The organism is Leucobacter sp. NPDC058333 (assembly GCF_042726155.1).
In the GTDB taxonomy this organism is placed as follows: Bacteria; Actinomycetota; Actinomycetes; order Actinomycetales; family Microbacteriaceae; genus Leucobacter.
On record NZ_JBHXHV010000001.1, the window covers coordinates 126,904 to 150,558 of the forward strand.

At 66.3% G+C, this 23,655-nt stretch carries 17 protein-coding genes; 6 read left to right on the forward strand and 11 right to left on the reverse strand.

All coding sequences use genetic code 11. The annotated features are described in order from the left end of the window. The first annotated feature begins 110 nt into the window (after window positions 1-110). Complete coding sequence (locus ACFWHR_RS00590) at window positions 111-1,628, forward strand: SDR family NAD(P)-dependent oxidoreductase (protein WP_382446329.1); 1,518 nt, start codon at window positions 111-113, stop codon at window positions 1,626-1,628. Between the two features lie 42 nt (window positions 1,629-1,670). Here the strand turns inward: ACFWHR_RS00590 and ACFWHR_RS00595 are convergent, their stop codons facing one another. The 10 genes from ACFWHR_RS00595 to ACFWHR_RS00640 form a co-directional block, all read right to left on the reverse strand. Next, a complete protein-coding gene (locus ACFWHR_RS00595; RefSeq protein ID WP_382446330.1) occupies window positions 1,671-3,305 on the reverse strand; it encodes an MFS transporter in 1,635 nt (544 codons plus the stop codon). Window positions 3,306-3,317: 12 nt separating this feature from the next. Next, the gene (glsA, locus tag ACFWHR_RS00600) at window positions 3,318-4,313 is read right to left on the reverse strand and encodes a glutaminase A (protein ID WP_382446331.1); all 996 of its coding nucleotides are present in this window, start codon (window positions 4,311-4,313) and stop codon (window positions 3,318-3,320) included. 101 nt (window positions 4,314-4,414) lie between these two features. Beyond that, entirely contained in the window at window positions 4,415-5,482 is a 1,068-nt protein-coding gene (locus ACFWHR_RS00605) for an alanine racemase (protein ID WP_382446332.1), read from the reverse strand. Further along, window positions 5,479-6,249 carry a hypothetical protein gene (locus ACFWHR_RS00610; RefSeq protein WP_382446333.1) on the reverse strand — a complete coding sequence of 257 codons (771 nt, stop codon included), beginning with the start codon at window positions 6,247-6,249 and terminating at the stop codon, window positions 5,479-5,481. The genes ACFWHR_RS00605 and ACFWHR_RS00610 overlap by 4 nt, the downstream gene beginning before the upstream one ends. Before the next feature lie 188 nt (window positions 6,250-6,437). After that, window positions 6,438-8,723, reverse strand: a complete 2,286-nt coding sequence (locus ACFWHR_RS00615; RefSeq protein ID WP_382446334.1) for a sigma-70 family RNA polymerase sigma factor — start codon at window positions 8,721-8,723, stop codon at window positions 6,438-6,440. A gap of 66 nt (window positions 8,724-8,789) precedes the next feature. Further along, entirely contained in the window at window positions 8,790-9,626 is an 837-nt protein-coding gene (locus ACFWHR_RS00620) for a hypothetical protein (RefSeq protein ID WP_382446335.1), read from the reverse strand. Window positions 9,627-9,746: 120 nt separating this feature from the next. Continuing rightward, a complete protein-coding gene (locus tag ACFWHR_RS00625; RefSeq protein ID WP_382446336.1) occupies window positions 9,747-14,036 on the reverse strand; it encodes an SdrD B-like domain-containing protein in 4,290 nt (1,429 codons plus the stop codon). A 419-nt stretch (window positions 14,037-14,455) separates the two neighbouring features. Further along, entirely contained in the window at window positions 14,456-15,835 is a 1,380-nt protein-coding gene (locus ACFWHR_RS00630) for a CARDB domain-containing protein (RefSeq protein WP_382446337.1), read from the reverse strand. A 93-nt stretch (window positions 15,836-15,928) separates the two neighbouring features. Then, on the reverse strand, window positions 15,929-17,272 hold the full coding sequence (locus ACFWHR_RS00635) for a permease (protein ID WP_382446338.1): 1,344 nt from the start codon (window positions 17,270-17,272) through the stop codon (window positions 15,929-15,931). Beyond that, window positions 17,269-18,075: an ABC transporter ATP-binding protein gene (locus tag ACFWHR_RS00640; protein ID WP_382446339.1), complete on the reverse strand. Its 807-nt coding sequence runs from the start codon at window positions 18,073-18,075 to the stop codon at window positions 17,269-17,271. Before ACFWHR_RS00640 ends, ACFWHR_RS00635 begins: the two co-directional genes overlap by 4 nt. A gap of 219 nt (window positions 18,076-18,294) precedes the next feature. On the opposite strand from ACFWHR_RS00640, the gene ACFWHR_RS00645 reads away from it, so the two are divergent. The 4 genes from ACFWHR_RS00645 to ACFWHR_RS00660 all read left to right on the forward strand — a co-directional run bounded on the left by ACFWHR_RS00645 (window position 18,295) and on the right by ACFWHR_RS00660 (window position 21,653). Further along, entirely contained in the window at window positions 18,295-19,542 is a 1,248-nt protein-coding gene (locus ACFWHR_RS00645) for a sensor histidine kinase (protein WP_382446340.1), read from the forward strand. Further along, on the forward strand, window positions 19,535-20,239 hold the full coding sequence (locus ACFWHR_RS00650) for a response regulator (RefSeq protein WP_382446341.1): 705 nt from the start codon (window positions 19,535-19,537) through the stop codon (window positions 20,237-20,239). The genes ACFWHR_RS00645 and ACFWHR_RS00650 overlap by 8 nt, the downstream gene beginning before the upstream one ends. 124 nt (window positions 20,240-20,363) lie before the next feature. Further along, on the forward strand, window positions 20,364-20,942 hold the full coding sequence (locus ACFWHR_RS00655; RefSeq protein ID WP_382446342.1) for a M12 family metallo-peptidase: 579 nt from the start codon (window positions 20,364-20,366) through the stop codon (window positions 20,940-20,942). Window positions 20,943-20,963: 21 nt separating this feature from the next. Then, window positions 20,964-21,653, forward strand: coding sequence for a hypothetical protein (locus ACFWHR_RS00660; RefSeq protein WP_382446343.1), 690 nt, complete (start codon window positions 20,964-20,966; stop codon window positions 21,651-21,653). A gap of 113 nt (window positions 21,654-21,766) precedes the next feature. Here the strand turns inward: ACFWHR_RS00660 and ACFWHR_RS00665 are convergent, their stop codons facing one another. Next, window positions 21,767-22,762: an NADP-dependent oxidoreductase gene (locus ACFWHR_RS00665; RefSeq protein WP_382446344.1), complete on the reverse strand. Its 996-nt coding sequence runs from the start codon at window positions 22,760-22,762 to the stop codon at window positions 21,767-21,769. A gap of 143 nt (window positions 22,763-22,905) precedes the next feature. Between ACFWHR_RS00665 and ACFWHR_RS00670 the strand changes: the two genes are divergently transcribed. Beyond that, window positions 22,906-23,577, forward strand: a complete 672-nt coding sequence (locus ACFWHR_RS00670) for a TetR/AcrR family transcriptional regulator (protein WP_382446345.1) — start codon at window positions 22,906-22,908, stop codon at window positions 23,575-23,577. The last annotated feature ends 78 nt before the right edge of the window (window positions 23,578-23,655 follow it).

Sequence of the window (23,655 nt, forward strand, 5' to 3'; positions counted from 1 at the left end):
TTGATAGAGATCAATAAACACTTAGAATTTATCGCGTTTCTTCACTCTGAGATGTTCAACTTTCAGGGATTGCGCGTTGCAGGGCGACGCGGTCACGTAACATCGACCGAGTGAACGACCCAGCCGACCGTATCGACCCCGCCGAACTCGAGGTCGCGCTGCGCGTCATCGGTCGCGTGCACGAGCTGCCCGCTGATCACCCCGACTTTCTCTCCGTGCGGCGGGCCACGTCCACGATGTACAAAGCGGTGAAAGATCAGCGTCGCCGCCAGAACCGCGAGGTCATTGCGTCGGCAGACCGCGCCGTCATCGCCGCGACAGCGACCGGCGCCCCCGACCGCATTGACGATGAGACCCGGGGAATCCCCCTCTCGACCAGCACCGAGGCACCCATCGCTGGCGAACTCATCAAGCCCCGCAACTGCTACATCTGCAAACAGCCGTACACGCGGGTCGATGCGTTCTATCATCAGCTCTGCCCGAGCTGCGCTCAGTTCAGCCACGCGAAGCGCAGCGCCAGCACTGACCTCACCGGCAAGCGCGCGCTGCTCACGGGCGGGCGGGCAAAGATCGGCATGCACATCGCGCTGCGTCTGCTGCGCGATGGGGCGCACACCACCATCACCACTCGCTTTCCGCGGGATGCGGCCCGCCGCTTCGCGTCACTCCCCGATTCCGGAGACTGGCTGCACCGGCTCAAGATCGTCGGCATCGATCTGCGTGATCCGGCGCAGGTGATCGCGCTTGCCGACTCTGTGGCGGCGAGCGGATCGCTCGACATCCTTATCAACAACGCCGCTCAGACGGTGCGGCGCTCGCCCGGCTCGTACTCGCTGCTCGCCGACGCAGAGGCTGAGCCCCTGCCCGAAATCGCCCTGCCAGAGGTTGAGATCTTCGGCCAGTCAGCGCAGCTGCACCCCCGCGCGCTCGCGGCGTCGGTGGGCCCCAACAGTGAGGTGACCGCACCCGGCAGCGGAGACCAGCCCCGCCTCGACCTCGTCGGAACCGTCGCCGAGGGTCTCGCGCAGCATCTCACGGGTGACGATCTCAGCGCGCTGGCCATGACCGCGGGAGCGTCGTCGCTGACCAAGCACGCCGACGGCTCGGCGATCGACGCCGGCGGGCTCGTGCCCGACGTGAGCCACGTCAACAGCTGGGTGCAGCACGTGCAGCAGGTTGATCCGCTCGAAATGCTTGAGGTTCAGCTCTGCAACACAACCGCGCCGTTCCTGCTCATCAGCAGGTTGCGCGCAGCGATGGTCGCCGCGCCCGCGCGCCGCACCTACGTGGTGAACGTGTCGGCGATGGAGGGCCAGTTCTCGCGGCGCTACAAGGGCCCGGGCCACCCGCACACGAACATGGCGAAGGCCGCGCTCAACATGCTGACGCGCACGAGCTCCGAGGAGATGTTCGAGACCGACGGCATCCTCATGACCGCGGTCGATACCGGCTGGATCACCGACGAGCGCCCCCACTTCACGAAGGTTCGGCTCGCCGAGGAGGGCTTCCACGCCCCGCTCGACCTCGTCGACGGCGCGGCGCGCGTCTACGACCCGATCGTGCGCGGCGAGGCCGGCGAAGACCTCTACGGCTGCTTCCTCAAGGACTACGAACCGAGCCCCTGGTAGCGCTCATGTTCAGCGGCCGAGCCCGAGCCGCCCGGCCGCCCGCTACGCCGCCGCTTCCGGGTCCGGGATTTCCTCTCGGGAGTAGCGCGGCAGCCGCGACGCTGGGAGCGCAGCGACGGCGCTGATGCCGGCGAGGATCAGCAGGCCGAGCTTGAGCGTGCGCAACCGCTGTTCCTCATTGAGCTCGACTGCCGTATCGATCTGTTCGGGCGTCGCCGTCGTCTCTTCGAGTACCCCGCGCAGCTCATCGTTACCGATGAAGTTGACCGTGTCGAGATCTACCTGGGCGACGAGCTCTGGCGGCAACTCGGGGTGATCCTCGGCTGCTGAGGTGACGCCGACCGACAGGAGCGTCACGAGCACCGCCCCCATGACCGCCGTGCCCACTGCGGACGCGAGATTCTGCGTCGTACCGCGAATCGATCCGACATCACCCGCGAGCTCCTTCGGCGCCGCGGTGACGAGCACGTTGAACACGAGCGTGACGAGCGCACCCTGCCCGACACCGAACACGATGAGTCCGAGAATCGTCGGCAGGGTCTCCCAGTTGTTCGTCACGACGAACGCGAGCCAGAGCAGCGCGACGGTCGTCAGGCCGAACGAGAACAGCGCGATTGTGCGGGGCGCAAAGCGCGTGTAAAAGCGCACGATGAGCGTCGCAGTGATGAACACCGTCAGGTTGAACGGCATCATCGCGAGCGAGGTATCGAACGGCGTGCGCCCCTGCACCACCTGAATGTACGTCGGCAGGGTGAAGTTCACCGCAGCCTCCATCAGCACGATGATGAACATCGCGTAGATCGCGGCGCGCTCCTCTGGGCGCTCCAGCACGCTGAGGTTCACGAGCGGCGTCTTGCCGATGCGCGTGCGCCGCTTCGTCCACAGGAAGAACAGCTGGCCGAATACAACTCCGAGCACCACGAGCACCGGCGCGGGCGACAGCCCCAAGATCGAGAACGGCGCGGAGTCGCGGGCGACGACTATCCCCCATCCGTTCAGGTTGTTGAAACCGAGCGTGAGCATGACGATTGCCGCGCCAATGAGCACGGAAGCAACGAGGTCGATGCGCACGCTGCGATTTCCGCGGTCGGATCGCAGCCCGAAGCTCAGCGCGAACACGGCGACCGCGAGGCCGAGCGTGATCATGAACACCGGTCGCCAACCGACCAGCGTGCCGAGCGTGCCGCCGATCAGGAAGGCGCTCATCCCCGAGAACGCGCGCGCTGAGCCAAGCGATCCGACCGCCGTCGCCTGCTGGTCGCCGCGGTAGTTTTCCGCGATGAGGGCAACGAGCGCTGGCACAATGATCGCGGCGGAGGCGCCCGCGAGCACCTGACCGGCGATGGCCCACTCAATGCTCTGCGAGAAGATCATGAGCAGTGAGGATCCGGCGAACAGCACGACCACGACTCGGAAGATCAGCACCCACCCGATCCGTTGGCCGAGCTTCGCGCCGGTCATCACGAGCGCCGCCACGGCGAGGCCGTAGACCACGATTGTCGTGCTCGCGGTCGTGGGCGGCACTCCGAAGTCTTCGACCATGCCCCCAAGCGAGATAGGGAGCGCTGCGACGTTGAAAGACATCAACACCTGAGCGAGGAATAGGCCCACCATCGGGGCCCACGAACGACGCTCCTCGGCAGCTTGCCCGCGCGCCGCGGTCTGCGATGTACTCATGGGGTTCTCTTTTCAGGGTGCGGTGCTTGAGGCGAACAGGTTGAGCCCGAGTGAGCGGGAGAGATACGCGCAGGCGCGCTGACCACGCACGCTGTTGCCGGCAGGGTCGAGGGGCGGCGCGAACGAGCCGAGGGCGCCCTTGCCGGGAGATATGGCGACGATGCCGCCAGCGACCCCAGACTTCGCTGGCAGTCCAATCTCGTAGAGCCACTCGCCCGATCGCTCGTACATGCCGCACGACGCGAGCACGGCGAGGGTGTCGCGCGCGACCTCGGCGGAGACGACACGCTCCCCCGTGACGGGGTTCACGCCGCCGTCGGCGAGTGTCGCTCCCATCACCGCGAGGTCGTGTGCGGTCACGAGCAGCGCGCACTGCCGGGTGTAGATATCGACCACTGCCTCTGGGTCTTCGTCGAGGCGACCATACCCCTCGAGCAGACGCCCAATAGCGCGATTGCGAGTGTTCGTGAGCATCTCGGATTCGTACACCACGTCGTCGACCACGAGCTCGCGACCGGCAAACCGTGACAGGCCGCTCCGGATCCGCTCCCACCGGTGCTCAACGGAATCGGCCGGCATCATTGCCGTCGTCGCAATGGCGCCCGCGTTCACCATCGGGTTCATCGGGCTGCCGAGGTTGAGTTCGAGCGCCATCACCGAGTTGAACGGTAGGCCGGTGTTGTTTACACCGACGCGCGCGTGCACCGCCTCGTGCCCGATCTCTTCGCAGACGAGCGCGAACACAAACGCCTTCGATATCGACTGAATCGAGAACTCGATCGCGGCGTCACCCGCCTCGTGCGCCACCCCCGTGACGTCGACCAGCGACAGGCCAAACCAGGCGGCGTCAGCGACAGCGAGCTCGGGAATGTAGTCGGCGACCTCACCGTCTGGCGTATCAACGTAGCGAGCGTGAGCCTCGCGCACGAGATCATCGATGTGCCCGGCCGACGGCAGCGCGCCCGTGAACGCGCGCTGCGGCACGCCCTCCAAATCAACTTCGAACATCGAGGCCTCCCCCGGTCTGGCGCGACACTTCGCGTTGGGTCAAGTAAACCGCTCCCGGTGCCGCCAGCACAATGCAATGACGCGGTGCGACAGCCGCGCTCCTACGCATTGCAGCCGCGCGCGTCGATCGGCCAGAAGGCCACGTCGCCGTCGCGAGTGGTCACAGCGTAGGCGTCACTCAGATTGACGGCGACGCAGGCGTGGTTCGGCACGATGCGCACGCGCGTGCCAACCGGCAGATCGAGGTGCGTGATCGTCGCATGATGCTCGGAGAGGGCCTCGATGCGCGCGTCGGGGTGGTCGAGCAGCCGCCCGAAGCCCGTCGAGAATGCGCCGCGATCCGAAGACAGCAGCTTGCTGCCCGCGTCGACGATCAGGTGATTTGCTCCGCGCGACACGACCGTCGCGAGCACCTGCAGAGCGAGCTGCTCGGATGTCGCAGAGCCGAGCTCCCACTGCTGTGCGTCGCCGAGGGCGTAGACCCCGGGCCGCAACTCGGTCAGCACGTCGGCATCGGCGAACTCGGCCGAGGGTGAGGATCCGCCGCTCACCACCGACACCGCGACGCCCCGCGCGGTCAGCGCTTCGGCGGCGGTGTGCAGCGCGGCTGCCTCGTCACGCGCGGCCTCAGCCCGGCCGTCGGGCCGATAGCTGTGCCCCGGAAACGTGAATACCCCGACAACCCGCAGCCCCAGCGCCTGCGCCTCAGCCGCGAGTTCGCCAGCCCGCTCGGGCTGCACGCCGCTGCGATGATGGCCGGAATCGATCTCGATGAGCACACTGAGCCGGTCCCGCTCCGGCGGCGGGATCGCGCCTGCGAGCTGTCGCGCTGCGGCCACCGAGTCGACGCCAATGCGTACCCGGGCAAGCTGCAATAGCTCACGGAGCCGGATCGCCTTCTCGTCATCGACCCAGACGGTGTAGGCAATGAAGAGATCGTCGATCCCGGCCCTCGCGAACACGAGCGCCTCGGAAATCGTGGCGACAGTCAGCCCAGTGGCGCCAGCCGCGATTTGGCGGCGACCGATCTCGACGGACTTGTGCGTCTTCGCGTGCGGACGCAGCGCAATGCCCCGGCGCGCGGCCCACTCGGCCATGCGCGCGATATTGCGGTCGACGACCGCTTCGTCGATTGTGAGTGCCGGGGTGGGGATCGGGGTCGGGGTCACGCTGCCAGCCGCTCAACAATCGTGTTCACGAGCGGCACGAGAACCTTTTCACGCGCCATCGGGATGAAGTCATCATTCTTACTCGAATACACGATCTCTTCGCCGTCTACGATCACGGGGCTTTCACCTTCGCCGAAGTATTGACCGTGCGGGCGGGCGTCAAGAACTACGGCGAAGGCGATGTTCTGCAGCTCGCAGTCGAACCGCAGACTGTCGTCGTCCGAGGTACAAGCGGCGTCACCAACCTGCACTGGGGCCGCACCCTTCGGCGTGGTGTTCTGGGACACGAACCCTTCGCCGCCGGCCGCTTCAATGCTCGTCGTGATGTTTACGACGACACTCGGATCAGCGACCGCGAGCCCCTCGAACGGAAACCCGACGGCCGTTGTGCAGTCGGCGTCGACAACGGTGACGCGCCGAGGTCCATCGGCACCGAGACTCAGCACGCTCACTTGGCGGTCGCTCCCCTCGTGCACCACCTCGTCAGCCTGAGGGAACATGGCCGTAAGAGTTTTTTCATCGGCGAGATCACAGGCCGACGGCCATTGATCGTAGGCGAACGCTCCTGAGTCGTCGAGTGGCAGATCAAGACTTATCGGATCGCCCACCGCCTCGGGCTGAGACACGATCTCGAGGGAGGGAACCCCCTCGACCGAAGACTCGGCGCCTGCGTCGGGGGCAGAGCCGCCACCCGTTGAGCACGCGGTTACTCCAACAACACACAGCACGGCACCAATTGACCAGATCCGAGATCGCGAAGAAGTCATAGGTAAAGCCTAGCAACCGACGGCCCCCGCGCTCGGCGGCCTCGCGCGGCGCCCGCGCCCGCGACCGCGCCGCCCCGCTGACCATGAGGGTTCGCGCCGAGAACGAGCGGTTTTTGGCCGAGAAAACCCTCGCGGTCAGCGCAAACCCTCGCGGTCAGCGGCGCTCCAGCGGACCGGCGCCCGGCGCGCTAGCCCGCGCCGTCCGGCCACTGGAACGGGACCGACGCCGACGTCGTGATCGCGCCCGACGGCGTTTGTCTCGTGCTCGTGACCGCGCACGGGCCGGCGAACTGCGCCGTGCGGGCCGGATCGGTGAGCAGCAGCGCATCCCCCGATTGTGCCACCGCGGGCTGCGGCACAAGCGACAGCGAAAAGCCGCGGTTCGCTTCGACGGGGGTATACGCGAGTGTGACGACCGAGTCAGAGCACGACTCGACCCGCATGCCGAGCGGGTCACCCGATCCGGCGACGTATTCCGAGGCTGATGCGGTATTCGCGCCGTACTGGTACCTCGGCCCATTGGCCCTGATCGCACCGCAGTTGAACGTCATGTTCGGCTGCGAAACCGCGTCAACGGTAAAGCTGAGCGTCTGCGGCACGCCCACTTCGAGCGCCGTCAACAGGCCGCTCGAGTAGCGGTACGCGAGGTCGTTTTGCCCGCTGCTACGCTGCTGAATGAGCGATGTGCCCTCGGTAAAGAGGAGCTCTGGCGCATAGTCGAGGGTCAGGGCGCCGGCCGTAGCCGAGGCCCCCGCCCCTGCCCCCGCCACGGTGATGGTCTGCGCGCTGCCGTTTGGCCACATTTCCACCACGGGCGCGAGCTGCATCTCGACGGCGCCCTCCAGCTCCCGGCTCGACGTGACCCCACCGGGCAGCGTCAGCGTGAATTCGCTGCCCGAGCCGTTGAGCGTACCGAGCACGGTGCCATCGGCGGAGGTCGCCGGGAGATTCGTGACTCGTGCGGCGAGAAATCCGGGAACGGCCACGGGCACACTGCCACCTTCGCGCAGCAGTGCGGACGAAGCGCGAAAAGTCCAGCGGACACCGACCGCGTCGGTCGGGCTGATGTGTGCGCCGCTTGCCGGCGCCGTCAGCGCGGCCGACGTGAGCACGAAGCCGCCGGGCGCCGATTCAGCCGATTGCTCAGCTCGCTTCGACTTCTTCGACGTCGGGGCGCCCGGCTCGAGCACCTCAAAGCTCAGCTTCCGCCGCGACACGTCGCGCTTGAATGCCTGCTTCACGGTGAGCTCGTGGACTCCGACACCGGTGGTCGTCTCGACCGCCCACCCGCCATCGGCGCCGACCATTGCACGCACGATCGATGCCTCATCGATGCGAACACTCACCTGCGCGCGTGGCTGGCCCGTCCCCGAGATGACGGTCAGGGGTTCTGCCAACTGCTCGCCGTCGCTGAGCGAGGTGATCACCACGTCAGCCACCTCCGCAGGATGAGTGGATGCGGCGACCGCCTCAACTCGGGAATCGACGCGAGCACTCGCGCCGGGGCCGGTCGGTGAACCCGGCACCAGCGTGCTGGCGACGAGCGCTCCCACGGCCAGCGCACTCACTCCGGCCACCGTCGTCAGCGTCGGATGGGTCATGAACCAGCGACGTACACCGTGACCGATGAGAGAGCTCGCCGCCGCGGCGCTCGCCGAGGCATCGGGCTGCATCAACCAGACTCCGCCCGAGGCGCCCGTTGCGACCAGCGGCACGAGCACTGCGCGCAGTCGCGAGAACACCTGGCCGACCTCGCGGCTCCGCTGCCCGCAATCACTGCACCGTTCCAGGTGCGCGGTCGCACGCGCGGCGTGCGCGTCACTGAGCTTGCCCTTTGAGAGCGGCACAAGCCGCCCGAGCACCCACTCACACTCTGCCTCGGGGAATGTACCGCCGAGGTGCGCCCGTACCCAAGCCTCGCGCAACCCCTCCCGCGCACGCAGGGTGAGCTGCGCGACGGCGTTGGCCTTCATCTTGAGGGTTCCCGATATCTCGGAGGTCGATAGGCCCTCGACATCTTTCAGCCACAGCACCTCCTGCCACCGCAGCGGGAGCGATTTGAACGCCGTCGCTACGGCGTGGTCGTCGAACGCTTGCACCACCGGGTCGACGAGGGTGCGCGGATCCTCCACGAGGTCGAAATCGTCGACGTCGATGTCGCGGGTCTTCGTGGTGCGGATGCCGAGGTTGCGCACCGTCGAGGTGAGATACGGCCGGAAGGCGAAGGTCGGCCCCTTCCCGTCTTGCACGGCCTTCAGTACCCGCAGGAACGCCTCGGAGACGAGCTCCTCGGCATCGCGGCCCGTCCGCTCAAGACCGAACTGATGAGCAACCTTGTACGCGGCCCCGAGATGGCGTTGCCAGAGCACGCCATAGGCAGCGCGAACGCCCGCTCGCGTGAGATCGATCAGCTCGCGATCGGTCAGCTCACCGAGTTTGGCGCGCTCCCTGTTTCTGACACCCGTTATCGACACCGACGATCTCCAAGTTGTAGGGCAGTGACGGGTATGGGATTCCGATCGACCGCAACTCGATCTCGACTATCTCGGCAGTGCATAGACACCGAACCGATCCCGAACTTCGGCCAGTGAGAGCAACTCCTGAGTGCCATCGATGATCGGTAGCCCGAAGATGTGCGCGTCACCGTCATAGAAGTCATCGTCGAACAGATCAACGCCGAGCCGCCGCCCGTACGCCTCGATAGTGTTCGGGGTAAGCCGGTCGGCAACCCGCTTTGCCCGGTACAGCTGCTCGTCTTCGAACGGGAGCGCAGTGCCGCGCTGGTCAAACAGCCACCGCCGCCCAGAGTGCCGCGCGAGGTACAGCGAGCGCGTGTGCTCGACGGCCAGCCCGCCCGGGCCCCTGCCGGGGTAGCGCAGCGTAAACATCCGCGCCCCAAATCGCTCCGGGGCGTACGGCCACGAGGTGGGCACCCCACGCGGCAAGTAGGCGTTCAGGCGGCACACGACCGAGAGACCGACGGTGGCGAGCCGCGAACTCACATCGAGCGTTGGGTGCAGATGCCCGTTCCCGACCGCGCGATTCGCGAAGATCGCTGTCCACCCACGGCTGCGAGTGGACAGGAGCGCGATTTTGGTCGCGCGGTAAAGCGGGTAGGGCGCCAGCGAATCGAGGATCTCGTCAAGCGTCCCATGAGTCTGCGTCACACTGGCGACCGGGACCACCGCGCGAAGCGCCTCCGACACCCGCTCGAGCGGCGCCTTCACCAGTTGCAGGGTCTCCGTCAACGGCGCATAGCGGCTGCGCAGCAGGGCTGGCCCCTGCTCGGCAATCACGGCGTAGTCGCTGCGCAGCGCCTCGTCTGACGCGGCGGTCGACGGATACGGCCGCGCCTTCGTGAATCCCTCGACCAACACCCTGTCTCCTTTGAATATTCATACTGCACGCGCTGAGTACGCGCGCTGCCTCACGCGCGCGTCTCCCCTTCAGCCGCCGTGCTTGGCAGACCGAAGGGGAGACGTAAGAACGCGTGCGCCTTACCTACTCACGCGTACCGCCCGACGACGCAGCACGAGCAAGCCCGCGCCGGTCAGCACCGCGCCCAGTGCGGCCCAGACGCCGAACCCGACGGCCGCACCGGTCAACGACAACATCGCGGGAGGTACCGCCCCGACGATCGGCAAGACTGGCTGAGCCGCGTCAGTGATCGTGGGCTCGGTCGGCGTGGTCGGCGGGACGGGCACCTCACCGCACCCGGTATCGACCACGGTGGTCACCCCGTCCACGGTGAGCGACGCCTGGTTGAGGAACCCGCCGCCCTGCTCGTTCGTCGTAACCACGCACTCGGTCTCGGCGATGTCGATCGTCGTCGCCACGGTGGTGTCGACAGTCACGAGGTAGGTGTGCGTCGCTCCGGCGGGCAGCGCGACCTGCTGGGCAATCGTGGTGTGATCGGCTCCGTCGTAGTTGGGATCCGTGGCCACGTCACCGGCCGTGTTTTCGACGCGCACGTCGTCGACGTGAATGCTTCCGCCGTACATCAGCGTGTCATTCAGTTCGTAGGTGCCCTCGGCCGTGCCGTTGTTCGTCACGTTGAGCTCGTACGTCACGGTCGACCCGTTCTTTTCGTCGAGCTCGGTCGCAGCCAAGAACTTCTTATCGAGCACGATCGCCACGTTCCGATCGATCACGAGTCCCGCGTCGAGCGTGAGGTCGTCACTGTCAACGCCCAGGGTGAACTCCTGCGTTTGACCCGTTGCCGCGTCAGCATCAGAATCAAGCGCGGGATCGCCCCCGGTGTGATCCGTGGTGAACGTGGTGTTCGAGTTCAAGCCGTTCGGGTCGAAGGTCACGCGATAGGTACCAGACACGACCTCGTCGAACCGGTAATTGCCGTCGGCGTCGGTGACGGTCGTGCGATCCACCGCGTTGCCGTCGACGTCGGTGCCGGTGAGGCGAACGGAGAATCCGGCAATGCCGGGCTCGCCGTCGTCTTGGAGACCGTTCTTGTTCGTGTCTTCCCAGACGCGGTCGCCGACCGAAGACGCGACAACCGTCACGGTGCGGGCCGCGGGGCCAACGCCCTGCGAGACACCGTCGACCCGGCCGGAGGTGATATTCCGGTAGACGTCGCCCGAAACGTTGCCGACCGGGGTCATCGCGATATCGATCTGGAATTCGTCGTCGGGTGTAAAGGCGTCGGGGCGCTGGAATCGGAGACCCGTCACCTCCGCCGCTGTCTGCGGACAGTCAGCGGCGGTACCCGAGCCCGAGACCACTGCTCCCGAGACCGCGTCACACCACACCGTCGCACCGGCGGCGGCATTGGAGGCGTCTTCAGGGTCAGAGCTGAGAGCGGTCGAGGCCGACTTCGTGTACAGGATAGTGATGTTGGTCCCCGCTGCGACCGAGGCAGTATCAAAGCTCAGTTCACCAGAGAAGGCGCTACCGTGCTGACCCGTCGCCGGGAGCGCGTCGATCACGTCGACGTTGGCGACGTTCGCTGGCGCGTCGATGTTCGCGAAGTAGACGCTCCACAGCATGGTGCGCGGCTTCGTCACGCCCTCGGGATTGACCTCGATTTCCGGCTTGTTCACCGTCTTCGAGATCTTGATCCCGGTCGGCACCACGAGCTGCATCTGCACGTCATCCGTACGCAGTGCGGCAGCACTGTCGTCGGCCGGAGACGACACGAGCACCTCGTTGGTGTAGACGCCGTTACGGGCCACATCCAGAATCTCGGCGGTGACCACGATCGGTTCGATCGGCTCGCCAATCGCTACCGACCCGAGGCCCCACCGCACGTACTGTCGGTCCGCAGCACAGCTCAATTCGGAGCCAGCAGGGGCACCCATCTGGACAAGTTCCGGAGTGATGGCCGTGCCGCCCTGCTCGGACGCCTGGAATACCTGGAATTTCGGCAGGCAATCCTCAATAATGAACTCCGCATTGCTGCCCGCTACTGGGACGGACGTGGACAGTGAGGGGTTCAGACGGTAACGCACGGTTGCACCCGAGGTGTACTGAGGCACAGCTGAGTCTTCAAATTCGCCCGTCGTCGGGTTCTCGACATACTTCTTAACCCGAGCAGTTGCCTCGCCCTGAATCAGCCGGTCGCCGAGCGTGCCCTTGTGGGTCTCGGGATCGTAGGTCGGAACGCGATCGGTCCGATCGGCGTCCGCAATGACCTCTGCCGCCGCGTGGACGCCATCGGAGAGCATCTGCGAGCCCCAGTTGCCAATGGGCGAGGTGTCAGCCGAGTCGAGGACGACCTGACCGATCGCCATCGACAAGGACACCCCGTCGAAGGTCGCGCCAGCCGGCCACTGCGTGTTGAAAGACACGCGGACTCGATTGACACCGTTCCAAATGGTCCGCCCTTCGTTATCGGTACTGACACTCGCACCGGCTACGTCTGCGGGATCGGTGGACCAGGTTCCGCTTGAGCAGTCCGAATCGGCGCCGGGGCCTGCCGGACCAGAGCTATATTCAATTACCAGATTTTGCACTGCTGCGGATGCGGTACCGATCTTGCTGCTCGGAGTATTGGTTGTGCCCTCGCGGTACTCGACGGCGTACACCGGCTCTCCATTGCTCGGGTACATGCCAGCGTCGTAACCGTGCCAATTGGGATGAGCGGCGAGCGCGAGGCGCGATGAATCCCAGACGTCACAGGTCACGAAGCTCTGCGAAGCAGCGTTACCGCTGCCTGCCGGCCCGTTCGCATTCACCCGCAGATTGCTCTGCACAGCCTGACCCGGCATCACAACTGTGTTGCCGTCTTTCGCGACACCGGAACCGGGTGACCCCTGGAAAATGTATCCGCCACCAGTGAAGTCACTCGTCGACGTATTGCCGTGCTGGCCGTAGATGCCACTGAACATCTTGTCGAAACCGCTGCCGGTCTGCAGCCGAATCGACGCATCGCGCGAGTTGTTATCCGGATTCTCACCCGTGTTCTCGCTCCCGTCAATACCGGTCATCTTGATGTCGGTGAACTCATTGTGCGTATCGAGCGTGTAGGTGCCATCCCCGTTGTCACCGAACTCAAGCACCGCATCCATCGGCACCTCAACGGTGAACTCGATCGACACAACGAAGCCAGAGTCGGCAGGGAGCGCTGCTCCGGTTCCGGTCGTCGTCGGCACGGTAGCAGCACTCGTGTCCGCGTCTGTCAGCGTCATCTGCCCGTTGTCACCGGGCGCCTGGGGAGGGCAAGTCAATGTGCCCGAATCCCTCACAGCGTTTGTCGTGTTGGCATACGACCCCACTTCGGTGCCACCGTAGGGCAGGCTCCCGCGAAAACCGCTTCCGTTTACGACCGGGTTACATCGCGCGAACGTCGGCGCATACGCAGCGCGTGCTGCCGCGTCTGATCCAGCTTCAGCAACCATTTGTGCCCAGACTGCCGCCCCATAGAAGGAGGCCGGGTCGAGGTTGTCTGTGAACTCTATTGGCGACGACAGCGGCATACTGCCTTTTCCGCCGGATGGCACAGAGACGATCGCTGAGTACCACATGTACCGGCAGGTCTTTGAGGGATCGGTCGCCAAACACGGGCCCGTGCCCTGGGAGTGCGGACCCTGATTAGCCTGCGTCGCGAACCCGCGCTTGGACAAGTCATACCGTGCCGCCGACGAAACGGTCTGGGTGAGCGGGTCGGATACCACCGGTTCCGTCACCTGGTCGCTCGTGACATCGAACACCACAGGGTCCATAACGGTGCCGTTCGGCACCTCGGAGCGCACCTTCGTGAGGAAGGGGTAGTCGAGCGAGGTGCCGGCGGACTCATCTTTGAGCACGCATGTCACCTCCTGCTGCGGCAGTGACTCCCACGACGTCGCCGTCAGCGGCACCTCGGGATCAGGCAGTGCGGCGGGGGTCACGGAAGACGCGTCGGCGAGACAAAATGGCGGCAGGCTGACGAGTTCCTGGCCACGCGGAAGTGTGAAGCGCACGGTGGGCGCGGTCTGATCTTCGCCCTCGTAGCGAATGCCGAGGTTGTAGGTCACCGTGTCATTCGTGCGCACGATGTCGTTATCGGCGCCCGAATCGTTACCCGCGCTGTCATCCGCTTGGAAGGGTTCGGTGCCGGTCTGCTGGGACACGGTGAGTGACACGCTCGCTTCGCCCGCGGCGCGAACCACGGTGGGTGCGGTGGCGGTCTTCGCCGGCTCCGGTGTGCTCGTGACCTCGGAGTCGCTCGTCGTCGGCGCCGCAGGGGTTTCTTCGGCCTGGGCCGGTGAGACCGTCAGAAGACCGGCGAGCAGCGCGGTCACCCCCAACGACGCGCCTGCGGCAAGCAGCGCGCTATTCCTCTTGCGCACGCTGTGCTTCACTCTTCTCACGGTGTTCCTCCCTGATATCCGTTACCTCTGCACCTCCCCAAATAGCCGCACGGGCTAGATCGCAGAACTGCTACACAATAAAGACACCCTTTGGGGCATTCCATTACGCGCGTTTTCAGAAACTTCGCGAACTTTATTGGGGAGTGCGCGCGGCGGTGATGAGCGGGATCGTCAAAGGATCGGTGAGAAAGCGGTTGGAGCCGGCCCGAGGGGGTGGGGGGAACAGGCGCGGCTCCAACCGCTAGCGGATCGTTACAGAACAGACAGATGCTGGAAGTACACACTGTCGCTGTTGACGTTCCGCACCTAAAGGAGCGCCTCACCGCGAACCCATTACGCGAACGCGGCACTTTTCTTTACGGGCGCGCGGGCGCGGGCGCGGCGCGGGCGCCGCCGCGCTACTCGGCCAGGGCGCCGTAGGGCCAGTAGGCGTTGCCCGGCGATCCGCGCTCGGCGGTGTCGTTGTCGACGACGTCCTGGATGCCATCGCGATCGATGTCTGCGCCGGGCACGATAAAGCCGTAACCGAAGAGGTCGAGGCTGTCGTTGCCGGCAAGGTAGAGGTCGAAGTCGACGCCATTGCTGTTGAGGTCGTAGAAATCCATCTTGTCGTCGCCGTCGGCGTTGCGAACGTTGGCGAGCTCAGGCAACAGCACTCCCGAGTCGGGCGACGTCTCAAGCGCGTCGAGCAGTCCGTTCGTTCCGAATGACAGCCCGCTGTCGAAGATGCCGTTGTGGTCGGCATCGAACGCGTTGACCTGGGCCTGCGTGAACGGACGGCCCTCGACGAGATCGAACACGCTGTCGTTGTCGGAATCGAGGTCGAGGTAGGTCGGAACACCGTCGCCCAGTGTGGCCACTGCGCCAAATACGCCCTCGGTGTCATCATTTTCAAACAGCAGGTTGAGGTCCGTGTCCTCCTCGAGATCAACGATCCCGTCATTGTCGGAGTCGAGGTCACACGCGTCAACCACGCCGTCGCCGTCCGTGTCGACCGTGGTCGACTTGTCGGTGATGCCCTCACACAGCGGCTGGGGTTCGGCCGCGGCAGCGCGCAGCGGCGCCGTCGCCGTGTTGTTGGTCGTGGGCGTTTCGCCGCCGCCGGTGCCACCGATGATCTGCAGCGTCGCTGAACTCTCAGCGGCCGTCTCGGCGCTGGGTGCGGTCACCGTGAAGGTCACCGAGAGCGATTCGCCGGGAGCCAGCACCACGTCGCTACTGAGGAGGAACGGATCTGCTGCGGTGCCCGAGCCGGTCACCGTCACTGCCGCATCCGAGACCGCCGACAGCGAGAAGGTCGAATCTGCCGCGAGTGCGACCGACGCAGCGATCGGCGCGGTCGTCGCGCCCTCGCCAACGTTGCGAATCGTGAACACGATCGTCGACTCGCTGCCCGCGGCGAGCTCGTCGCCCGACGCGGTGGTCGATGCTTCGAGGTCGGGCGTCTTCACCTCAGGAGGTGTCGTGGGAGGCGTGACGGGAGGCGTCACCGGCGGCGTGACGGGCGGGCTCACTGGCGGCGTAGCCGGCTCGGTCGGAGCGCTCTGCTGAGGGCACGCCCCGTCCCCGGTTGCTGCGAGCGCGGGAGCCGTCGGAAGGCTGAGGGTCGCAACGAACAGCATGCCAATCGCGGCGGCAGCGAGCGCGGCGCGACGGCGACGCGACATCACGAGCAGCACGACAACACCGGCGACGAGCAACGCTCCGCCGATCATGAGCAGCGGTGCCGCCGTAGTGACCGCTCCGGTCACCGCGAGCACGCAATCTTGCGGGTTCATTCAGACTCCCTCGTCAACACCGCTCACCAGAGTGCGGCTTGAGTAGCATAAGCCATTCGAACGCTCGCTCAACCCCAATCCACTTATGTCACGTTATTCCCCGCGCGCTGGTGCGGCGAGTACCCGCCGCAGAGCGGGTGCCGTCGCCGCAACTCCGGCGCGAATGAGCGACAGTCCGAGCGCCAACACCACGCAGATTGCGACGGTGAATAGCGGCGCCACGACGGCCGCGGCCACGACAACGAAGAATGCGAGGCCGATCGCAGCGGCCGCCGCACCGATCACGGCGATGTTCGCCGAAGTCGTCACGCGCAGCCGACGCGCCCGATTCATGGTGGCGAGGGGCATCCCGACTCTGTCGAGGGCAATGTACAGCTCGCGGTTCTCGACGATTGCGGCCGTCTGCGTGATCGCGACCTGACAGGCGACAACGAAAAATGAGATGGCTACGAGCGCGAGCAGCATCGTGCGGGCGTCTGCGAACATCAGCAGTTGGTCCGTCGTCATGACTTGCCTGCTCGCGCTGCGGCTGATCGTATCGAGGTAGCCGAGCAGCGACCCCGCCGGAATGAGAATGAAACTCGCGAGCGCCAACGCCGAAACGCTGCGCCACGCAGCGCGCGGGTCCTCTTGTATGCCGCGCGCCGCAACGAGTCTGGCCGGGTCGGCGGTGCGCACCGCGATCCGCCGCGAGGCCACCGCGATTGCGAACGGACCGACGATCCCGAGTACGGCCATCACCGCGAGCACGACCGCGGCGAGCGCGCCCACGATCACCACGACTCCCCATCCGGGCGACACCATCTGCACGACCAACACTGCGACCATCACCACGGCCACGCCGATGACGACGCGCAGCCAGCTCAGCCGTGGCGCGTCCTGCCGCATCCGCACGCCGAGCGGCGAAAGCACCACCCGCCGCAGTCCGAGCAGCGCGCTCACCGCCGCAATTGCCACGAGGCACGGCGGAATCGTCGCGGCTAGCCACCACGGCAGCCAGAGCTCGGTCGCACTGAGTCGCTCACCGTGCACCGTCAGTGCGCTGAGCGAGAACGGCAGGAACGCAGCGACCGCGGCACCGATGATCACGCCGCCCGCAGCGACCAGGGTGACCTCCGCAACAGCGATGAGGCGCACACGAGCGGCGGCAACTCCGAGCAGGCGGAGCGTCGCTAAGCGATCGTCGCGACTGCGTGCGGCAAGTCGCGCGGCAGCCGTGCCGAGGGTAATGAGCGGCACCAGCAGCAGCGCAACGAGTCCGGTCGCGAGTACGGGGTAGCCGACCTCCGCGGAGTCGACACTCCATAGCGCCCTCGCCAGCATTGTGACCGCGAACGCCAACAGCGTCGTCACGGCAGAGGCCGCGAGCTGCAGCGAGGTGATGGCCGCCGACTGAGCTCGGGGCCTGATCAATAACAGCGCCGCAGTCGGATTCATGCGCGCGACTCGATCCTGCCGTCGCGCAACCGCACCGTGCGATCGCAGCGGGAAGCAACGTGCTCGTCGTGGGTGACCACCACCAGCGCCCGCTGCCCGTCGCGCCCCGCCGCGAGCAGCGCGTCGAGCACGCCGTCGGCCGCGCGTGAGTCGAGAGCGCCGGTGGGTTCATCGGCAAAAATCAGACTGGGATCGGGAGCCAGCGCCCGTGCAATTGCGACGCGCTGGGCCTGCCCACCCGAGAGCTGGCCAATGCGGCGCACACCGAGGCCCGCGAGCCCGAGCCGCGAAAGCTCCGCCTCCGCCCGCGCCGCCGCCTCGCCTCGTCCGTAGCCGGCGAGGAGCAGTGGCAGTGAGATATTCTCTGCGGCGGTCAGCTCGGGCAGCAGCAGGCCCTGCTGAAACACGAACCCGAAGCGACGCAGCCGAAAGGCCGACCGATCGTCGTCACCCAGCTCGGTCAAGTCGTCAACGCCGGCGTCGTCAACTCCGCCGACGCCGCCGCCGGGGCGACGCAGCAACACCTCGCCGGCGTCCGGCCGCAGAATTCCGGCGAGCACGTGCAGCAGCGTGGACTTGCCCGAGCCGCTCGGCCCCATGATTGCGACCGCTTCACCCGGGGCGATTGTGAGACTCGCGTCGATCAACGCGGGCGTCTCGCCGAAAGTCTTGCTGATTCGCTCTGCGCGCATGAGCCAGCGCATGGGCGAGCGATCGGTTGTGTGCCCGTCTGCGCGCACATCTGCGCGCGCGTCTGTGTGAGCGTCGACCCGCGGTGCAGGCGTCTCGGGGGCAGGGAACATAGCGTCTCCTTATTGGTCTGGGCTCGGCGCTCACCACGCTACGAACTCGCGCCCGGTCAGCAATACCCACTACGGGTCGAACGTGCGCACCCCCGATCCGGCGCTGTTCCACCCGTGGTGGGTGGTCGAAGCGGCCGCGACTCCGTATCGTCGACACCACACGCGGGGTAACTGCGGCGCGAGGCGCGAGCGCGCGAAAACCATCACGAGAGGGGCGCTATGGCGAGTGCCAGCGGCAGGCTCGACGAGCCGGTGCTGCAGCGACCCCGGATCGTGCGCTGGTTCGCCGACCGGCCCCGGGTCGCCGATGTGCTCGTGATATTGGCCTGCACGGCCCCGACCGTCGCGGCGCTACTGCTCGCGCCGCCCGCTCACGCCTGGCTCGGCTACGTCTGCACCATCGGTATCGTGGCGTCGCTGTGGTGGCGTCGCGCCCACCCACTCTCCGTGCTGTTGGTGGTGGTTTCACTCGCGACGCTGACCCCCGTGGCGTGGCACAGCCCGTCGCCGGCGTTCTTCGAGGGCGCGTTCGCGCTGTTCGCACTTGCGGCACACGCGCGCCTGCGCACTGCGGTACTCGGCTACGTGCTGAGCGAGGCGGTGATTCTCGCGGTGGCCGGCGTCACCATCCTCCTCGGGGTGCGTGAGGATTGGCCCGCCGTGCTCTTGCAGCCCGCGTCGCTCATCGCATTCGCGCTCGGCGTCGCGGTGCGAGCAAGCCGCTCCCGCCGTGCCGCTACTGAGCAGCTCGTCGTGCTGCGGGAAGACCGGGCCGCCGCCGCCGAACGCGCGCGCATCACCGCCGAGATGCACGACGTCGTCGCGCACTCGGTGACCGTCATGGTCGCCCTCGCCGGGGGCGCGGCGGCTGGCTGGGAGAAGCACCCCGAGCGCGCGCGGCTCGCGCTCGATCAACTGGGAACCGTCGGCGCGCAGGCACTCGACGAGATGCAGCGGATACTGCGGGTGCTGCGCGTCAACGACGGCGAACTTGACCAGAATCTCGAGGCGTCTGGCCACAATCTGCCGTCGCTCGACGAGCTCGTAGGCGTGTTTCGCAGCGCCGGATTGCCCGTCACGCTCACCGTCAGCGCACCGCCGCTCACCGACGCGGCGCTGCAGACAACGGTCTACCGCATCGTGCAAGAATCGCTCACCAATGCGCTCCGGCACGCGGCGACCGCGACCCGGGTCGAGGTGGCGGTGACCTCGCACGACGGCCGGCTCACGGTCTGCGTGACGGACGATGGGCGGGGTGAGCGAGGTGGGCGCGGTGCCGGGGTTGGTGCCGGGGTTGGTGCCGGAGTCGGGCTGCGCGCCATGCGGGAGCGCGCTGCCGCGTTCGGCGGCGAATTCACCGCGGGCCCAGACACCGCGGGTGACAACGGTGACGCCGGTGGCGCCGAACCCCGCCCCGGTTGGCGCACGCGCGTATCAATTCCACTGACGGAGACCCCCCATGCCTGAGCCGACGCCCGAAGCCATCTATCCCGCCCGTACCCCCGTCCGCGTGCTCGTGGTCGACGACCAACCTCTCGAGCGCACTGGAATCGCCCTTATTCTCGACTCAGACGACCACATCAGTGTTGTCGGCGAGGCAGGCAATGGTCTCGAGGCGCTCGCCGCGGTGAGCGCGCAGCATCCCGACGTCGTGCTCATGGATATGCGCATGCCGATCATGGATGGGATCGAGGCCACCAGGATCATCGCGGAGCGCTATCCAGATACACGCGTTATCGCGCTCACCACGTTCGATCTCGACGAGTACGCGTTCGGCAGCCTGCAGGCGGGCGCCAGCGCGTTCCTCCTCAAGAGCACCAAACCGGCCGCGCTCGTCGACGCGGTGCAAACGGTCGCTTCAGGATCGGCGGTCGCCGCTCCGCGACTCACCGCCCGGCTTATCGAGCACTACCTCGCACCGACGCGTGCGCCAGCTACAGCAAGCACCGACCCCTCGCTGCTCGAACTGCTCAGCCCGCGGGAGCGCGACGTATTTATCGGGATTGTTCGGGGCCTGAGCAACGCTGAGCTCAGTGCCGAACTCGTGCTCGCCCAGTCGACGATCAAGTCGCACGTGAATGCAATCTTCACGAAGCTCGGGGTGCGCGACCGCGTGCACGCGGTCATTCTCGGCTATGAGCTGGGTCTCGTCCCCGGTCGGTAGACGGGCGACCGCCTGATCCGCAATCGCGATCCGGCCATAAATTCGCCACACACTGTTACTTCCCTGGCTAAACCAAACTATGTATATTTATGGTGGGTGTTTCAATATTTTCACAGGAGATAATATGAAGCTCAATAAATTTCTCTCTGGGAGCCTCTTCGTCATCGCACTGAGCGCCGGCGCAGCGCTGCTTCCGACCGCGGCGTCAGCCGACGCGTTCGGCACGTGCCCCGAGAATTCCGGGGGCAATACTGGCTGTCGCGCCGATGACGCCAAGATGGACTACTGCACCGCCTACCCGTGGCCGTCTGCGTGGGGCAACCAGTTCGGGCCCGCGATGATCAACCTCAGCACCCAGACCGACATGTACGAGGAGTACGCCGCGAACTGTCAGGTGCACACGGATATCGGTGGTTACCTGTCGTCGTCGCCGGAGTTTCCGAGTGGGCTCGCGTCGGACGTTCGCGGCGTTTCCATCTGCACCAAGAAGGTTAGCGCTTCCGTCTGCGACCAGGGTTCACTCGTGCTCAACACGAATCTGCTGCAAGACACTGCCCAGCGCCGCAAGACGCTCTGCCACGAGATCGGCCACTTTGCCGGCCTGACGCACGGGTCGACTTACGGCGGCTGCATGGTGTCGGGCACGTCGACAAACAACACCTACGCGAGCCACCACGTGGCCCACATCAACGCCGCGTACTAGCGACTTCGGAGGAGCCAGCACATGTTGAAATCACCCACCGCCGCCGCACTTCTCTGCGTCGCTGCGTTCGCGCTCGCGGCCTGCGCCACGCCATCCACATCGGGCGCCGCTCCCGTGTACGCGGACGCCGATACCATCTCGGCGGCCGGAGATTCGGTGTCATTCGACTACGAGCCGGTGACGTCGACCAAGGAACTCGCCGCCATGGCCGACGTGGTGACCACGGGAACGGTCGTCGGCGTGCAAGACGGCCCGAAGTACGGCCGCTTCGACGACGAAATGAACGATATCTCTTCGGTCGTCATCGAGGTGCGCGTCGACAAGACCGTGCAGGGAGAGGTCGCCGGCTCGTCCGTGTACCTGTCGATGCTCTCACCAGACGCCACCACCCTCGACGACTGGAACCGCGCGTACCCCACTGGCGTCGGGGTCGTCGCCTACGCGACCCGCTCACCCGAGGGCGCGCAGGGCGCAACCGGGGAAATCGACACCGAGAAGTGGCAGGCCGGTCGCCCCGAGGGTGCCGCGCTCCATGTTCCACTCGTGCAGGGCTTCGCCGTGCAGGTCGACGAGAAGCACCTGCTCTGGCCGCTCACAGGCGTGACTCGTGAGGCAACGCTCCGGGACGCCCTCCCCGACGGCCCCGCAGTCGGCACCCAGCTCCCCGGCGAAGAGCCGACCAACCCCGCCGAACGCGAGGGTTCTCGCTGAACACGAGGCCCAATCAGGCGTAAAACCCCTCGCGCTCAGCGGGAACCCTCGTCTTCGGGGGGGGGTGGCCGGGCGCGGCGCGGCGCGGCCGGCCGGCCGGGGCGCCGCCGCCCCTACTCCCGCCGCACCACGACCTTCCCCGCCCGCCCGCCCGCGGCGAGCGCCGCCACGGCAGCGGGCGTGTTGTCGAACGAGAACACCTCGCCAACGAGTGGGCGGATCACGCCGCGGTCGACCAGCGTGGCGATCTGCTCGAGCTGCTGCCCACTGGCGCGCATCCAGAGGAAGTCGTAATTGACGTCCAGCTTTCTGGCCTGCCTGCGGACCTTCGCGCTGAGCGCCGCGATCGCGGTCTTCACGATCACGTTCGCACCGATACTCCGCGCGAACTCTGGCGTCGGCGGTCCCGCGATGCCCACCGCTCGCCCGCCGGGGCGCAATACGCGCAGTGACTTCTGCAGGCTTTCGCCGCCAACGCCGTCGAGCACGAAGTCGTAGTCGCTCAGTTCGGACTCGAAGTCTTGGCTGCGATAGTCGATCACGATATCCGCTCCCAGACTGCGTACGAGTTCTTCGTTGCGCGCGCTCGCGGTGGTCGCGACCGTCGCACCGAGATGCTTGGCGATTTGGATCGCGATCGAACCCACTCCACCCGCTCCCGCGTGGATGAGCACACGCTGCCCGGGCTGCACCTTGCCGACGTCGACGAGCGCCTGCCACGCGGTCAGCGCGACGAGCGGAAGTGACGCCGCGTCTTCCCACGTGCTCGCTGTCGGGACGAGCGCGAGGTCGTTTTCGTGGACCGCAATGCGCTCCGCAAAAGTGCCGATGCGACCGTCACGGGGTCGCCCAAAGACGCGGTCGCCGGCGGCGAATCGCGTAACCTTCGATCCGGCACCGATGACCGTTCCAGCCGTGTCGTGCCCGAGTGTGAGCGGGAAGTCGAACGACATCAGGCTCTTGAACTCACCCTCAGCGATCTTGATGTCGAGCTGGTTCACGCTCGCGGCGCGCACATCGATGAGCACATCGTGGTCACCAACGGTGGGCTCACTGGTCTCGGTGAGCTGAAGCGCTTGCCCGTAGCCACCAATGCTGAATGCCTGCATCTCGTCTTCTCTCTGCGCCTGAACGCACCTGGTAATGCCGGTTGGAAGTATCGTGGTGATCCGAGTGCGGAGTCACGCACCTGTCAATCACTACCGACTAAACTCATAACTGAGTGTAGTCATGTTTTATTCCGAGGGAAGCGATGTCCGGTTTCAGCGAAGCGCCGCAGGGGCGTCGCGAGCGCAACAAGCAGCAGAAGCTCGCGCGCATCACCGCAGCCGCCATCGCACTCTTCGCGGCGCGCGGCATCGACGAGGTCACGACGCAGGAGATCGCGGATGCCGCCGATATCGGCACGGGTACGCTCTTTCTCTATGCCAAGAACAAGGGCGAGTTGCTGCTGCTCGTGCAGAATGCGCTGTATATAGAAGCGCTGGATCGCGGCGAAGCCGCCGCATCGGAGGCGCGCTCTCCGCTGGATTCAGTGATGGCGTACGTTCGGCCGATCGTCGAGTGCAATCGGAAGCACATCGCCAACGGTCGCACCTATCTGCGGGAGATGGTGTTCGGCGATCCCACCGAGCCACACCACGCGGCGGCCCGAGAAATCGCGGCCGAAACCGAGTCACGCATCGCTGCGGCGCTGCGGTCGCACGACGGTTTCGACGCGCACCGCGCGGCGGCCGTCGCGCAGATCACGTCGGCGGTCATGCTGCTCGCGCTGGGCGCGGGCGCTGCGGCAGCGAGCGCTACGGCGAGCGCGGCGAGCGTGAGCGGTACGGTGAGCGCCCCGAGCGACGCAGAAGTCACCGCGCACATTGAGCACCAACTCGCGGTGGTTCTCGGCGACGCCGCCTCGGCTGGCCCGCACTAGCCCACCCGATGGCCCTGCGGGCCCCGCTGACCCAGCTGACCCCGCTGACCCCGCTGACCCCGCTGACCACGAGGGTTT

Excerpts from the sequence above, each read along its gene's own strand:
- ACFWHR_RS00595 (WP_382446330.1), bottom strand. The coding sequence starts at position 3,305 with ATGAGTACATCGCAGACCGCGGCGCGCGGGCAAGCTGCCGAGGAGCGT.
- glsA (WP_382446331.1), bottom strand. The coding sequence starts at position 4,313 with ATGTTCGAAGTTGATTTGGAGGGCGTGCCGCAGCGCGCGTTCACGGGC.
- ACFWHR_RS00610 (WP_382446333.1), bottom strand. The coding sequence starts at position 6,249 with ATGACTTCTTCGCGATCTCGGATCTGGTCAATTGGTGCCGTGCTGTGT.
- ACFWHR_RS00630 (WP_382446337.1), bottom strand. The coding sequence starts at position 15,835 with ATGAACCCGCAAGATTGCGTGCTCGCGGTGACCGGAGCGGTCACTACG.
- ACFWHR_RS00635 (WP_382446338.1), bottom strand. The coding sequence starts at position 17,272 with ATGAATCCGACTGCGGCGCTGTTATTGATCAGGCCCCGAGCTCAGTCG.
- ACFWHR_RS00640 (WP_382446339.1), bottom strand. The coding sequence starts at position 18,075 with ATGTTCCCTGCCCCCGAGACGCCTGCACCGCGGGTCGACGCTCACACA.
- ACFWHR_RS00645 (WP_382446340.1), top strand. The coding sequence starts at position 18,295 with ATGGCGAGTGCCAGCGGCAGGCTCGACGAGCCGGTGCTGCAGCGACCC.
- ACFWHR_RS00650 (WP_382446341.1), top strand. The coding sequence starts at position 19,535 with ATGCCTGAGCCGACGCCCGAAGCCATCTATCCCGCCCGTACCCCCGTC.
- ACFWHR_RS00655 (WP_382446342.1), top strand. The coding sequence starts at position 20,364 with ATGAAGCTCAATAAATTTCTCTCTGGGAGCCTCTTCGTCATCGCACTG.
- ACFWHR_RS00660 (WP_382446343.1), top strand. The coding sequence starts at position 20,964 with ATGTTGAAATCACCCACCGCCGCCGCACTTCTCTGCGTCGCTGCGTTC.
- ACFWHR_RS00665 (WP_382446344.1), bottom strand. The coding sequence starts at position 22,762 with ATGCAGGCATTCAGCATTGGTGGCTACGGGCAAGCGCTTCAGCTCACC.
- ACFWHR_RS00670 (WP_382446345.1), top strand. The coding sequence starts at position 22,906 with ATGTCCGGTTTCAGCGAAGCGCCGCAGGGGCGTCGCGAGCGCAACAAG.